The following is a 13,599-nucleotide window of genomic DNA, read 5'->3' on the forward strand; positions in this document are numbered from 1 at the left end:
TCAAGACATAAGTTGTCGATGAGAAAGAAAAGGTTTGTAGTAAGCTTGCGTCCAATTAAGTACTTGGAAGAACTTTTAGAAGCTTAAAAAAACTGAAAAAGCAGAATTGGTATTAGATAGTCATTCATGCGTTTGTCGTGGTTTCTCAAGTTTGGGGATGGACAATATGGAAGTTTTGTGATATGATTATTTACTGTCTGATGTTCCGTTTTATGACGAAGTAAGATATGTAATCGCGGCTGGCAGGACCGAAAGGGGCCAGGTGAGGAAAGTCCGGGCTTCGCAGGGCAGGGTGCCGGATAACGTCCGGCGGAGGTGACTCCAGGGATAGTGCAACAGAGAGATACCGCCAGAGGGATCTTTGATTCTTCTGGTAAGGGTGGAAAGGCAGTGTAAGAGACTACCGTTTCTCTGGTAACAGAGGAAGCCATGTAAACCCCATCCGAAGCAAGACCGAATAGAAAACGTATATGGCTGCCCGTCATGTTTTCAGGTGGGTCGCTGAAGGGGACTGGCGACAGTTCCATTGGATAGATGATTACACACGACATAACCCGGCTTATCGTTTTGCTTTGTATTAGGACGGAAGGTTGTAGTCCCCGCGTCCGTGCCTTTCGCGCGCGGGAGGGGAGCTGCGACGGTGGATCACTCCGTGATTCGGACATCCAGACAAAATAAGTACGCCGGGAACGGACACGAGTGGATTGTGTTCGTTCCCGGCGTACTTATTTTATCCGGCTGTCCGCCTCAAGTCGCAATCCCTCGTGCGCAGCTCCCCTCCCACGCGCGAAAGGCACGGACGCGGGGACGTGAGTCGCCTCTTTGAGGCGGCTCACTGCCCGCTGATATTCGTTGTGAAAATAAGAGATAAAGGAGATAGATGGAGATGAGAGTTGTTTTGGCTTCGGGGTCACCGAGACGGAGAGAATTGATGGAGAGGTTGGGGGTTGCGTGTGAGGTGCGGCCGTCGGGGGCGGAAGAGGTTGTGACTTCTGCGGAACCGGAGAAGGTTGTGGAGGAGCTTTCGAGGTTGAAGTGTCTGGATGTGGCAGAGGGTACCGAAGGTGACTCTGTGGTGATTGGAGCGGATACGGTTGTGGCTTTTGAGGGGGAGATTCTGGGAAAGCCGAAGGGGATTGAGCATGCGAGAAAGATGATGCGGGAGTTGCAGGGGAAGGTGCATCAGGTGTATACTGGGGTTACGATTGCGATGAAGGAGGGGGACGCGAAGAAGGTTGTGTCGTTCTGTGACTGTACGGATGTGGAGTTTTATGCGATGTCGGATGAGGAGATTGAGGGGTATCTTGCTCTCGAGAGAGAGGGAGAGGCTCCGGTCTGGTCGGATAAGGCTGGTGGATATGGGATTCAGACGGCGTTTGGGACGAAGTTTATTAAGGGGATCCGGGGGGACTATTATAATGTGATGGGGCTTCCGGCGTCCCGGGTTTATCATGAATTGAAGGAACTGGGTGTCCTGGAGTGAGAAGGAGGTACGAAGAAAGATGAAGAAGTTTTCGGAAATTGAGTATGTAAGACCGGATATGGAAGTGGAGAAAGAGAAGGTCAGAGCATATACGGAGGCGTTGAAAAATGTAAAGTCGTATGAGGAGCTGCGCGGGCTTTTTATGGAAGAGAAGGAGCGCGAGGATGTCTGGGCGACGATGGCGGAAGTGGCGCAGGTGAGATATACGGTGGATACCAGGGATTCGTTTTATGAAGGGGAGGTTCAGTTCTGGAATGAGACGGTTCCGGCGATTCGGCTGTTGATGCAGAAGGCGGAGAAGGTGATTCTTGAGTCTCCGTTTATCAAAGAGTTTGCGGAGGAGTTTGGAGACTTCTTTGTGAAGAATATGGAAGTTGGGCAGAAACTGGCCGATGACTGTATTGTGGAGGATCTGATTGAAGAGGCGAATCTGACGCAGCAGTACAGCAAAATTACGGCGAATGCTTCGACGGAATTTAAGGGAGAAACGTGTAATTTTTACGGACTGCTGAAAGCAATGCAGAGTACGGACCGTGAAATGCGGAAAGAGGCGATGACGGCGTGGGGAGATCTGTATGAGAAGATTTCCGGTGAGCTGGATGCTCTGTATGACAAGATGGTTCCGCTGCGCGATAAAATTGCGAAAAAGCTGGGATTTTCTTCTTATATTGAGTTTATTTATCTCAGCTATGGAAGATACGATTATACGGCGGAGGATGTTGCGAAGTTCCGTGCGCAGGTGAAGGAAAAAATTGTGCCGCTCTGCCTGGAACTTAGGAAAGAGCAGGAGAAACGGCTTGGCGTGGACAAGCTGCATCATTACGATGAGGAGCTGATTTTCCCAGAAGGAAATGCGGTGCCGGAGGGAACGACGGCGGAGCTGGTTGCGAAGGCGCAGAAGATGTACCATGAACTGTCGAAGGAAACGGGCGAGTTCTTTGATTTTATGGTGGAGCATGAGCTGTTTGATCTGGAGACGAAGCCGGGAAAACAGACGGGTGGTTACTGTACGTTTCTGAATACGTTCAAGGCGCCGTTTATCTTCTCAAACTTTAACGGCACGAGCGCAGATGTCGACGTTCTGACCCACGAGGCAGGTCATGCGTTTGAGGCGTATACGGCGGCGAAACAGATTCCGTTTATGGACATGGTTTTCCCGACGAGCGAGGTGGCGGAGATTCATTCGATGTCGATGGAACATTTTGCGTACCCGTGGATGGATGCATTCTTCGGAGATAAGGCAGACGATTACCGCTATGCACATCTGATGAGTGCGCTCGAAGTGATTCCGTACATGGTATGCGTGGATGAATTTCAGCATAAAGTATTTGAAAACATCGGCATGACGGCAAAGGAGCGCCGTGAGGTATGGCATCAGCTGGAGCTGAATTATATGCCTTGGAGAAATTACGATGGTCACAAGTTCCTCGAGGAGGGCGGTTTCTGGATGCAGAAGCAGCATATTTTCGTAAATCCGTTTTATTATATTGATTATGCGCTGGCGCAGATCTGTGCGTTCCAGTTCTTTGAACGGTCGAAAAAAGAACCGGAACAGGCGTGGGCAGATTATTACCGTCTCTGCCAGGCAGGCGGAAGCAAGGGATACTTTGAACTGCTGGAATTAGCAGGCCTGAAAAATCCGTTTGTGGATGGAACGGTCGAAGAAGTTGTAGAGGGACTGAAGCCGTATTTAAAACGAAAAGTAAAGTATACGATCCGTCCGGTGCGCGAGGAGGATCTGAAACAGGTAGCCGAGGTGGAGGCAGTCTGCTTCCCGGCTGCGGAAGCGGCAGGCTATGAGGATTTTATCGAGCGGTATAAGACCTGCAAAAACAGCTTCTTTGTAGCGGAGACCGAGGACGGCGAAATCGCAGGCTTCTGCAACGGCTGCTGCGCGGATACGGATTATCTGGCGGATGCGCTGTACCACGATGCTTCGCTGCATAACCCGGACGGCGATTACCAGATGATTTTCGGGCTGGACGTCAATCCGAAGTTTCAGAAACAGGGCATCGGCGAAGCACTGATGCGTTATATGGTAAAGAGCGCAGGGGAGCGCGGCAAAAAAGCCGTTGTTCTTACATGCAAGGATCATATGATTCCATTCTATAAAATGATCGGATACGAATATATCGAACTTTCCGATTCAACGCACGGCGGTGCCAAATGGCATAAGATGATGTACCGTTTCTAAACGAGAAAATGGGACAGCACAGGGCAGAACAGAGAACAGGCGAAAATTCTCTGTTCTGCCTTATTTTGCGGAAAAACAGGGCTCTTAACGGCGGCTTTTTCTCAATAGCAGAGCAAATTTCAGAAAAAAATACAAAAAAATTCAAAAAAAATTGTTGACATCTAATGAACGTTAGCATATACTAACGAATGAAAGAAAGATGAAACTCATTATCATACACAGGAGGTAATTGATGATGCCTTTAACGATGGCAAATCCAGGTGAATGTTACACAATCAGAAAAGTCGGCGGAAAAGAAGAAACGAGAAGATTTCTTGAGAATCTCGGCTTTGTCGTTGGCGGAAACGTGACAGTCGTATCAGAAATCAACGGCAATCTTATTGTAAACGTAAAAGATTCCAGGGTGGCCGTTGGAAAAGATATGGCAGCCAAAATCCTGATTTGATAGGAAAGAAGGAGAGAAGATGAAGACTTTAAAAGAGATTTCCGTAGGAGAAACCGTTAAAGTTGTAAAGCTCAACGGTTCCGGTCCGGTTAAAAGAAGAATCATGGATATGGGAATCACCAAAGGTGTTGACGTATTCGTGCGCAAAGTTGCTCCGCTGGGCGATCCGGTCGAGGTAACAGTCAGAGGATATGAATTATCCTTAAGAAAAGCAGATGCGGAAATGATAGAAGTAGAGTAAATTTTTTTACTTACTTGTTAGCAATCTCTAACAAATGCAAGTCGAAGCAAATAAAAGTAAGGCTTGCAATTTCAAACAAAATCAGTAAAAATCAAAGAAAGAGGGGCATGGGAAAATGGCAATTAAGATTGCACTCGCAGGAAATCCAAACTGCGGTAAAACCACATTGTTCAATGCACTGACAGGCTCCAACCAGTTTGTAGGTAACTGGCCAGGTGTAACCGTCGAGAAAAAAGAAGGAAAATTAAAAGGCCACAAAGACGTCACCATCATGGATCTTCCGGGCATTTACTCCTTATCTCCATACACACTGGAGGAAGTGGTAGCCAGAAATTACCTGATTAACGAAAGACCGGATGCAATCCTGAACATCGTAGACGGTACGAATATCGAGCGTAATCTGTATCTGTCCACACAGATCATGGAGCTTGGTATTCCGGTTATCATGGCTGTCAATATGATGGACATCGTAGAAAAGAACGGTGACAAAATACATATCGACAAACTGGCGAAAAAGCTGGGCTGCGAAGTTGTAACAATCTCCGCGCTGAAAGGAACCGGAATCAAAGAAGCTGCTGATAAAGCAGTACAGATTGCACAGAAAAAAGGTGCTGCTGTACCGGTTCATGAGTTTGACAAGGATGTGGAGGCAGTGATCCGCACCGTTGAGAGCAAACTTGGAAATGACATTGTAAATGAGCAGAAACGCTTCTTTGCAATCAAACTTCTGGAAAAAGATGATAAGATCACCGAGCAGATGAAATCCGTTCCGGATGTATCTGCAGAGATCAAACAGCTGGAAGACAAGTTTGATGATGATACCGAGAGTATTATCACAAACGAGCGTTATGTTTACATCTCCAGCATCATCGGCGACTGCATCACAAAGAACAAAAAAAGCGCAATGACAACATCCGATAAGATCGACCGTATCGTGACCAACCGCTGGCTGGCACTCCCGATCTTCGCAGTTGTTATGTGGATCGTTTACTACGTATCCGTTACCACCGTTGGTGGATTTGTAACAGACTGGACCAACGACGTACTCTTCGGTGAGATCATTCCTCCGGCAATCGAGAATGTTCTGAATGCCATCCACTGCGCTGACTGGCTGCAGGGTCTGATCCTCGATGGTATCGTAGCCGGTGTTGGTGCCGTACTTGGATTCGTACCGCAGATGCTGGTACTGTTCCTGTTCCTGGCATTCCTGGAGTCTTGCGGTTATATGGCCCGTGTTGCATTCATCATGGACCGTATCTTCCGTAAATTCGGACTTTCCGGAAAATCCTTCATTCCGATGCTGATCGGAAGTGGTTGTGGTGTTCCTGGTATCATGGCTTCCCGTACAATCGAGAACGACCGTGACCGTAAAATGACCATCATGACAACAACCTTCGTACCTTGTGGAGCAAAACTTCCAATCATCGCCCTGATCGCAGGTGCGCTGTTCAATGGAGCTTCCTGGGTTGCACCAAGTGCTTACTTCGTTGGTATCGCAGCAATCATCTGCTCCGGTATCATCCTGAAAAAAACAAAACTGTTCGCTGGCGATCCGGCTCCGTTCGTTATGGAGCTCCCGGCTTACCACTGGCCGACCGTAAGCAACGTTCTCCGCAGCATGTGGGAGCGCGGCTGGTCCTTCATCAAAAAAGCTGGTACCATCATTCTTATGTCCACCATCGTTCTGTGGTTCCTGATGAACTTCGGATGGGTTGACGGATCCTTCGGAATGCTGGAAGCTGAGCAGTTAAATGACAGTATCCTTGCTTCTATCGGAAGCATTATCGCTCCTCTGTTTGCACCTCTTGGATGGGGTGACTGGAAGATGGCTGTTGCAGCCGTTTCCGGACTGATCGCAAAAGAGAACGTTGTTGGTACCTTCGGTATCCTGTTCGGCTTTGGCGAAGTTGCAGAAGATGGTGCCGAGATCTGGGGACAGCTGGCTGGAAGCTTATCTACCGTAGCTGCGTACTCTTTCCTGGTATTCAACCTTCTGTGTGCACCGTGCTTCGCAGCAATGGGTGCAATTAAACGTGAGATGAACAACACCAAATGGTTCTGGACTGCAATCGGATATCAGACACTGCTTGCTTATGTCGTATCTCTGTGCATCTATCAGATCGGTAACCTGTTCATCGGCGGCGGCTTTGGAATCGGAACGGTAGTTGCTGTTCTGCTTATCATCGGATTTGTATATCTGCTGGTAAGACCTTACAAAGAGAGCACAACTCTGAACGTTTCCACCAAGAAGATGTTCAGCAAATAATTGCTGTGACAGACAGAACATGTATCTGACGAAGAGTCCGTATCCGGCATCCGCTGCAGGATGCGGACTTTTTCGAGAAGAAAGGAGTTGTTTTTATGGGAACTATTATTACACTTGTAGTTGTTGCAGGTCTGGTAGGACTTGCAGTACGCAGTATGATCAAAGACAAAAAAAGCGGCAAGGGAAGCTGTGGCGGTAACTGCGGACAGTGCAAGGGACATTGCGACTGATAACACAGGAATCATCATCAGGAGGTAGAACGTATGCCGCAGGAACAGACAAGACATGAAGCCAGAAATTATCACAGAACACAGATGAAACGGGAACTGATCATCCAGAAGCTCCGCGAACAGGGATGCAGAATTACAAGACAAAGAAGGATTCTGCTCGATATTATTCTGGAAGAGGAGTGTTCCTGCTGCAAGGAAATTTATTACAAAGCACTGCAAAAAGACAGCAGTATCGGACCGGCTACTGTATATCGCATGGTAAATACGTTGGAGAATATCGGCGCAATCAGCCGGAAAAATTTTTACAAAATTGCCTGCGGGGAAGATTGCTTTAAGGAGCAGGGCTGTACCGTGGAATTAAGCGACCATACCATCTGCCGTTTAAGCGGGGAAATGTGGATGGACGTGATGAAATCCGGTCTGAAAGCGAAAGGCTATATTCAGAATCAGGATATTGAAAATGTGATAGTTTCAGCAATAGAAAGTTGAAAAAGCAGGAGAAACGGATGGAAATGCATTCCGTTTTTTCTGCATTAATGAGAAGAATTCTCAAGAAATACGGTACGTATTGTCTAACCAAACGCGGCAGTGCTATACTTCTACCACAGCAAGGGAAAATGTAAAAAACAGGGAAAAGGAAGATGAAAAATATATTTTTTCCTGGTTCAGAAATACTTTGCCGAAATCAAAGATATCTACTTTCGAAGTCTTTTCCTGCGACGAAAAACCACATCGAGATACAGCACAGTGAAATCGAGGTGCGGCTCCGATTCGTTACTCTGACTTTACGAGGACGGAAAGATTTCGAACGTATCGCTTAAACAAAAGGAGGAATTTTATTATGACTATGAAAAATTGGAAACACCCGGGACTTTTTGCAGCAGGAGTATTATTCGGAACCGCAGGTATCAAAGCACTGTCCAGTAAGGATGCAAAAAAACTGTACACCAACTGTACAGCAGCTGTTCTTCGCGCAAAGAAAGTTGTTATGGACACCGTAACAACGATCCAGGAGAATGCGGAGGATATCTATGCTGATGCAAAACAGATCAACGAAGACCGCGCAGCAGCAGAAGAGGCTGTAGAGGATGTAGCTGAGGAGACAGTGGAAGAAGCTGTTGAGGAAGAAGCAGAGGATACCGTTGAAGCCTAAGCCTTTGACAAATATTGAAAAATACGAAACGCCTGCAGAACACTCTGCAGGTGTTTTTCGGCAGATGCATGCCGATATGAATTTAAGGAGGAAGCAGATTGAAATTTTATATTAAACACGAAAGCAGAGGCAGAATCCGAATCCATCTGGCACAGAAGCGTATGTCCTCCGTACAGGCAGAAACCCTGTTATATTACCTGCAGAACCAGAACCAGGTTTCCTTTGCCAAGGTATATGACAGAACCAGCGACGCCGTGATCTGCTATCAGGGCGAACGGTCCGAGATCATTCGGATGGTACAGACTTTCCATTATGAGAATGTTGAACTGCCGACCGGGCTGCTTGAAAGCTCCGGCAGAGAGTTGAACAAGGAATATCAGGAAAAACTGATCAGTAAAGTGATTTACCACTTTGGAAGAAAGTGGTTCCTCCCGGCGCCAATACGGAATGCCTACACAGCAGTTGTTTCCGTAAAATATATCTGGAAAGGAATCCGGACGATTGCAAAAGGAAAGATTGAAGTTCCGGTTCTCGATGCAACGGCTATTGGTGTTTCGATGCTCCGCGGTGATTACGGAACCGCAAGCTCTGTTATGTTCCTGCTCGGCGTAGGAGAACTTCTCGAGGAGTGGACCCACAAGAAATCCGTCGGCGATCTGGCGCGCAGCATGTCGCTGAATGTCGGCAAGGTATGGCTGAAAAAAGACGGCCAGGAAATCCTCGTTCCGTCTGAAAAAATTGTTTCGGGCGATGAGGTTGTGGTACATATGGGAAATCTCGTTCCGTTCGACGGCGAGGTATCCGACGGCGAGGGTATGGTAAACCAGGCATCCCTGACCGGAGAATCTGTTCCGGTACGCCGTATGTTAGGTTCTGTTGTCTATGCAGGAACCGTTCTCGAAGAGGGCGAGCTTACGATTCTGGTAAAACAGACCGGCGGCTCCAGCCGTTACGAGAAGATCACCGCCATGATCGAAGAGTCCGAAAAACTGAAATCCGGACTGGAGAGCAAAGCAGAGCATCTGGCAGACCGTCTCGTGCCGTATTCTCTCGGTGGAACGGTTCTGACGTATCTTCTGACCGGAAATACAACGAAAGCCCTTTCCATTCTGATGGTAGACTTCTCCTGTGCATTAAAGCTTGCGATGCCGATTTCGGTTCTCTCTGCAATCCGCGAGGCAAATCAGCACAAGATCACCGTAAAGGGCGGTAAATTCCTGGAGGCTGTTGCAGACGCTGATACAATCGTCTTCGACAAGACCGGTACGCTGACGAAAGCACAGCCGACGGTAGCAGAAGTCGTATCTTTCAGTGAGACAAAGAGCCCGGATGAACTTCTGCGCATCGCAGCCTGCCTGGAAGAGCATTTCCCGCACTCCATGGCAAAAGCAGTTGTAGATGCAGCAAAAGAAAAACATCTGGATCACGAGGAAATGCACTCCAAAGTGGAATATATTGTCGCACACGGTATTTCCACTACGATTGAAGATAAAAAAGCGATCATAGGAAGTTACCACTTTGTATTTGAGGATGAAAACAGTGTAATTCCGGATGGAATGGAAGAAAAATTTCATCATTTGCCGGAAGAGTATTCTCACCTGTATCTTGCAATTGAGGGTGTGCTTGCCGCAGTCATCTGCATCGAGGACCCGCTTCGCCCGGAAGCTGCTGAGATCATTTCGCAGCTCAAAAAATCAGGTCTGAAAAAAATTGTCATGATGACCGGAGACAGTGAGCGTACCGCAAAAGCGATTGCAAAAAAGGTTGGCGTAGACGAGTACTATGCTGAGGTACTGCCGGAGGACAAGGCAAATTTCGTAGAGAAAGAAAAAGCAGAGGGACGCAAAGTCATCATGATTGGTGACGGTATCAATGATTCGCCGGCACTTTCCGCAGCAGATGTTGGAATTGCTATCAGCGAGGGCGCAGAAATTGCACGTGAGATTGCGGATATTACCGTTGCCGCAGATGATCTGGCAGAAATTCTGGTACTTCGAATGCTGAGCAATCGTTTGATGAAGCGTATCCATAAGAATTACCGCTTTATTGTTACGTTTAATGCCGGACTGATTCTGCTCGGTGTGGGTGGTATTTTACAGCCGACCACCTCGGCCCTGCTTCACAACACATCGACTCTTTATATTGGTTTAAAGAGCATGGGAAATCTGATGGACGAACCGGTATAGGAAAAGAAAAATAAAATCTACAGAGAAAAAGCTGCTGGAAATTTTTATGAAAAACATTCCGGCGGCTTTTTTTCTGTTCTTGCAGAAGCTGTGTGACAGCGCAAGAGCGGAAGAAATAATGATACATTTTTTCAATAAAAACCGGGGAAAATGGCGGTAGACGCTTGACAAAATCCGACAAAAACAGTATGATATATTCAAGGGTTAGAGAAAACTAACCAAAAACATCATGAACAAAGAATCCTGCGAGTGGTTTCTTTTTTTAAAACGCATGAGTTAGATTAAACTAATTTAAAATAGCATAATATAACCATAGAAAGGAAGGAAAATAAAATGAGTGTTGTGATTATTGGTGGAAATGAGAGAATGGTGTGTCAATATACAGATATCTGTAAAGACTATGGATGTAAAGCAAAGGTGTTTCCAAAAGAGCATGGTTCCGTAAAGAAAAAGATCGGAAATCCGGATCTGATGATTCTTTTTACCAACACAGTGTCTCACAAGATGGTGATCACGGCATCCCAGGAAGCAAAGAAAAATAATATTCCGATTGCAAGAATCCATACCAGCAGTGCAACCGCACTCCGCTCCGTACTGGATGAGCACTGCGCAGCAGCTATGTAAGAAGGAGAGGACAAAGGCATGATAGAGAGATTTCTGATCGAACACTGTTCGGCAACACTGGCTTCCATCAAAGCCGCAAATTTATGCAACATGACATTTTCATCAAAAGAAGAGCAAGAAGATCAGATTTCATACTGGAGTGCCTGTTTGGAACCAAAAGGCATCCGTATCTTTGTGTTACGAGAGCATGAAACGAGAGCACTGGTTTATGTGTATCGGGAAGGACTTCTTCAGAAAGAGCTGGAAGATCCGGAAAAGGCAGCGTTTTTGAAATCCTATGGATATGAAAGTACAGAGGTTGCCTATGCGCTGAACCGCTTGAAAAACAGAGTGGCAGAGTGTGAAGAAGGATTTCCGCATGAGATCGGTGTATTTCTCAATTATCCGATCGGTGATGTGATTGGTTTTATTGAGAACAAAGGTCATAATTACAAGTGTAAGGGATGCTGGAAGGTCTATTGTGATGAGTGTGAAGCACAGAAAACATTTTTGCGCTATCAGAAATGCAGAAACGTGTATCTGCGTCTCTGGAAGCAGGGAAGAAGCGTGTTGCAGCTCACCGTAGCTGTTTAACATATAGTATCTGTCCGGTAGGAAAACGGCAGTACAATCGGGGAAAAGAAAAACCCTGAAATTCAGAAAATAAAGAAAGAAGGACTAAAAAATGAGCAAAGTAGCAGTAGTTTACTGGAGTGGAACCGGTAATACAGAGATGATGGCACAGAAAGTAGCCGAGGGAGCAAAAGAAGCAGGAGCAGAAGTGACGGTACTGACTTCCGCAGAATTTTCCGCAGATGATGTTGATGCGTATGATGCCATTGCATTCGGATGCCCGGCTATGGGTGCAGAAGAGCTGGAAGATACCGAGTTCGAGCCAATGTTCTCCGCATGTGAGTCAAAACTCTCCGGAAAGAAAATCGCTCTGTTCGGATCCTATGGATGGGGAGACGGCGAGTGGATGCGTACCTGGGAAGAAACCTGCAAAAACGACGGTGCCGATCTGGTATGTGACAGTGTGATCTGTGCGGATGCTCCGGACGACGAAGCAGAGGCGGCATGCGCAGCACTTGGAAAAGCGCTCTGATAGAGCGTGTCTGAAAAAGGCTTTAACGCAGAAAAAGACAAAAAGGGAGGCGTGCAGCCGGGGAAAACCGGTGCACGTCTCTCTTTTTGTAGTATGTACTCTCGGAATCTTTCAGCTCACAAAATCAGGCACAGAAAGACTCCGAGAGTACATTAGTGGGTACAACCAATGTCATTTTTCACTTGTCGCTGTGGATGGCTTTAAGAGGATTCCGTTGATCTCAACCTCGTCCGCCGCTTCAATCAGAATATACGGGGTTCCATCGATTGTGCGGGTTTCAATAAGCTGTGCCTTTTCCGGGCTGACTTTGATAATGACATCCGGAGTGCGGATCTCATAGTTCCGGGTACTGGCTACGTTTGAGGCAACAAAGCTTACTTTTTCATCCGCAATTGCTTCATACTTCTCGTCAAATTCCTCAAGCTGTTCGTTCGGCACGCCGCTGGTTGCGAGCAGGCGTTTTACCTCGTGCTTGTCGAGCACTACCGGCTCCGGGTCGTCTTTTCGTTCCTCAATCATAGTATTCAAATTTTCCTGAATCGTCATAACAGTAGAAAAATCGCAGGAGGAATCAAGAGTTTCTTCTATAATAGACTGGAAGGTCTCTTTCTGGGATTTCGCGGAAAGCGGCGCCTGGCAGCCGAGAAAATGGTCGAGAAAATCCGGCTGATCCATCTCGGAATTTTTTGTAAAGTATAACAGATTGTGAATATCGGTATTGCGGTCTGTGAAGGCCGGGAAGAGGAATCCGTTCTCCGGTGCGCCGACTACCCAGTCCTGTACACGGTTTTCAATCGTGTTATGGGAAATATTGTAGAAGAGTCCCGGTTTGTCAAGCTTTACAGGACAGATGCTGCAGAGGATAAATTCATAAACGTAATCTGAGGCATCATCCATATCCAGGTTATCCGAAGCACGTCCCGGAACATCGTATGCGCCATGGATCAGAATAATATAGTAGTTTTCCGGATAGAGATAATCTGCCATGACTTTTTCATAAAACGCATCGATCAGCGCATCGTCCTTCAGCTCACTGTTGCGCAGCTTTAAGAGAAATTCCTGCGTGCCGCCATCGCTTTCCTGGGAAAGCGGGAATTCCATATTCAGGAGGTTTTTTCCGATCGTGCCGGAGAGGGTACTTTTGAAAATCTTAAAATATTTGAACATTTCTTCCTCTTCAAGAGAAAGAAAAGCTTCTTTTAATTTCGTCTTAACATTTTTCTCCGCATCTACATAGCATCCGCAGATCCGCGTGATCGCACAGTGGGATGGGGTGAAGAGTTTTTTGATCTCGGCAATTTCCTTTTTGTTCATATAAAATGCTCCTTTATCAGCAATTTCGTATCTTAGACAAGTACTTTCTATTATAGACCATAGGGAAGGAAAAAGGCAAGAAAGAAAATGGCGACTATGTCTTTTTACACGTGAACCGCACATGACTAAAGTCACGTGCTTCCGGCCGCTTTAGGCGGCAGACAAAATATCGGCGGATACGCCTGTTTCTTAGATCTTGCGCGGATACGCGCTTCTTCCATGCCGGATACGGCAGGTTTCCACATAACAGGTAGTCCACGGTATATCTGCCTGTGTTTATGCTGCTTTTCGCAGTTCCATTTCTGAAATTAAGTCTCTCAAATCCGCATAAACACATGAGGTTCTACGCTTTACTGCAGGAACTTTTGCCTCCAGCAAA

Annotated in this window: 13 protein-coding genes and 1 other RNA gene; 13 read left to right on the plus strand and 1 reads right to left on the minus strand. The window is 46.7% G+C overall.

Features of this window, described 5'->3' with window-relative positions; translation table 11 throughout:
• Positions 1 to 217: 217 nt before the first annotated feature.
• The 13 genes from rnpB to ACY2VT_RS13075 all read left to right on the plus strand — a co-directional run bounded on the left by rnpB (position 218) and on the right by ACY2VT_RS13075 (position 11,906).
• Positions 218 to 578, plus strand: an RNA gene (gene rnpB / locus ACY2VT_RS13015) — RNase P RNA component class A.
• Between the two features lie 308 nt (positions 579 to 886).
• On the plus strand, positions 887 to 1,483 hold the full coding sequence (locus ACY2VT_RS13020) for a Maf family protein (protein ID WP_461880179.1): 597 nt from the start codon (positions 887 to 889) through the stop codon (positions 1,481 to 1,483).
• A gap of 19 nt (positions 1,484 to 1,502) precedes the next feature.
• Positions 1,503 to 3,677: a M3 family oligoendopeptidase gene (locus ACY2VT_RS13025; protein ID WP_461880180.1), complete on the plus strand. Its 2,175-nt coding sequence runs from the start codon at positions 1,503 to 1,505 to the stop codon at positions 3,675 to 3,677.
• A gap of 232 nt (positions 3,678 to 3,909) precedes the next feature.
• Positions 3,910 to 4,122, plus strand: coding sequence for a FeoA family protein (locus ACY2VT_RS13030; RefSeq protein WP_055218894.1), 213 nt, complete (start codon positions 3,910 to 3,912; stop codon positions 4,120 to 4,122).
• Positions 4,123 to 4,141: 19 nt separating this feature from the next.
• Positions 4,142 to 4,363, plus strand: coding sequence for a FeoA family protein (locus ACY2VT_RS13035; RefSeq protein WP_461880181.1), 222 nt, complete (start codon positions 4,142 to 4,144; stop codon positions 4,361 to 4,363).
• Between the two features lie 115 nt (positions 4,364 to 4,478).
• Positions 4,479 to 6,629, plus strand: a complete 2,151-nt coding sequence (feoB, locus tag ACY2VT_RS13040; RefSeq protein ID WP_461880182.1) for a ferrous iron transport protein B — start codon at positions 4,479 to 4,481, stop codon at positions 6,627 to 6,629.
• A 95-nt stretch (positions 6,630 to 6,724) separates the two neighbouring features.
• Entirely contained in the window at positions 6,725 to 6,859 is a 135-nt protein-coding gene (locus ACY2VT_RS13045) for a FeoB-associated Cys-rich membrane protein (protein WP_349158330.1), read from the plus strand.
• Between the two features lie 33 nt (positions 6,860 to 6,892).
• Positions 6,893 to 7,348: a transcriptional repressor gene (locus ACY2VT_RS13050; RefSeq protein ID WP_461874651.1), complete on the plus strand. Its 456-nt coding sequence runs from the start codon at positions 6,893 to 6,895 to the stop codon at positions 7,346 to 7,348.
• A 352-nt stretch (positions 7,349 to 7,700) separates the two neighbouring features.
• Positions 7,701 to 8,012 carry a DUF6110 family protein gene (locus tag ACY2VT_RS13055; RefSeq protein ID WP_461880183.1) on the plus strand — a complete coding sequence of 104 codons (312 nt, stop codon included), beginning with the start codon at positions 7,701 to 7,703 and terminating at the stop codon, positions 8,010 to 8,012.
• Positions 8,013 to 8,110: 98 nt separating this feature from the next.
• Positions 8,111 to 10,198, plus strand: a complete 2,088-nt coding sequence (locus ACY2VT_RS13060; RefSeq protein ID WP_461880184.1) for a heavy metal translocating P-type ATPase — start codon at positions 8,111 to 8,113, stop codon at positions 10,196 to 10,198.
• Between the two features lie 333 nt (positions 10,199 to 10,531).
• The gene (locus tag ACY2VT_RS13065; protein ID WP_022462751.1) at positions 10,532 to 10,822 is read left to right on the plus strand and encodes a DUF2325 domain-containing protein; all 291 of its coding nucleotides are present in this window, start codon (positions 10,532 to 10,534) and stop codon (positions 10,820 to 10,822) included.
• Between the two features lie 18 nt (positions 10,823 to 10,840).
• Complete coding sequence (locus ACY2VT_RS13070) at positions 10,841 to 11,395, plus strand: DUF3793 family protein (RefSeq protein WP_461874655.1); 555 nt, start codon at positions 10,841 to 10,843, stop codon at positions 11,393 to 11,395.
• Positions 11,396 to 11,486: 91 nt separating this feature from the next.
• Positions 11,487 to 11,906 carry a flavodoxin gene (locus ACY2VT_RS13075; RefSeq protein WP_461880185.1) on the plus strand — a complete coding sequence of 140 codons (420 nt, stop codon included), beginning with the start codon at positions 11,487 to 11,489 and terminating at the stop codon, positions 11,904 to 11,906.
• A gap of 171 nt (positions 11,907 to 12,077) precedes the next feature.
• On the opposite strand, the gene ACY2VT_RS13080 is transcribed toward ACY2VT_RS13075, so the two are convergent.
• The gene (locus ACY2VT_RS13080; RefSeq protein WP_461880186.1) at positions 12,078 to 13,220 is read right to left on the minus strand and encodes a DUF4317 domain-containing protein; all 1,143 of its coding nucleotides are present in this window, start codon (positions 13,218 to 13,220) and stop codon (positions 12,078 to 12,080) included.
• Positions 13,221 to 13,599: the final 379 nt, after the last annotated feature.

This window comes from Fusicatenibacter sp., assembly GCF_050872605.1.
Classification (GTDB): Bacteria; Bacillota; Clostridia; order Lachnospirales; family Lachnospiraceae; genus Fusicatenibacter.

Excerpts from the sequence above, each read along its gene's own strand:
- ACY2VT_RS13050 (WP_461874651.1), top strand. The coding sequence starts at position 6,893 with ATGCCGCAGGAACAGACAAGACATGAAGCCAGAAATTATCACAGAACA.
- feoB (WP_461880182.1), top strand. The coding sequence starts at position 4,479 with ATGGCAATTAAGATTGCACTCGCAGGAAATCCAAACTGCGGTAAAACC.
- ACY2VT_RS13020 (WP_461880179.1), top strand. The coding sequence starts at position 887 with ATGAGAGTTGTTTTGGCTTCGGGGTCACCGAGACGGAGAGAATTGATG.
- ACY2VT_RS13045 (WP_349158330.1), top strand. The coding sequence starts at position 6,725 with ATGGGAACTATTATTACACTTGTAGTTGTTGCAGGTCTGGTAGGACTT.
- ACY2VT_RS13070 (WP_461874655.1), top strand. The coding sequence starts at position 10,841 with ATGATAGAGAGATTTCTGATCGAACACTGTTCGGCAACACTGGCTTCC.
- ACY2VT_RS13065 (WP_022462751.1), top strand. The coding sequence starts at position 10,532 with ATGAGTGTTGTGATTATTGGTGGAAATGAGAGAATGGTGTGTCAATAT.
- ACY2VT_RS13080 (WP_461880186.1), bottom strand. The coding sequence starts at position 13,220 with ATGAACAAAAAGGAAATTGCCGAGATCAAAAAACTCTTCACCCCATCC.
- ACY2VT_RS13055 (WP_461880183.1), top strand. The coding sequence starts at position 7,701 with ATGACTATGAAAAATTGGAAACACCCGGGACTTTTTGCAGCAGGAGTA.
- ACY2VT_RS13035 (WP_461880181.1), top strand. The coding sequence starts at position 4,142 with ATGAAGACTTTAAAAGAGATTTCCGTAGGAGAAACCGTTAAAGTTGTA.
- ACY2VT_RS13025 (WP_461880180.1), top strand. The coding sequence starts at position 1,503 with ATGAAGAAGTTTTCGGAAATTGAGTATGTAAGACCGGATATGGAAGTG.
- ACY2VT_RS13030 (WP_055218894.1), top strand. The coding sequence starts at position 3,910 with ATGATGCCTTTAACGATGGCAAATCCAGGTGAATGTTACACAATCAGA.
- ACY2VT_RS13075 (WP_461880185.1), top strand. The coding sequence starts at position 11,487 with ATGAGCAAAGTAGCAGTAGTTTACTGGAGTGGAACCGGTAATACAGAG.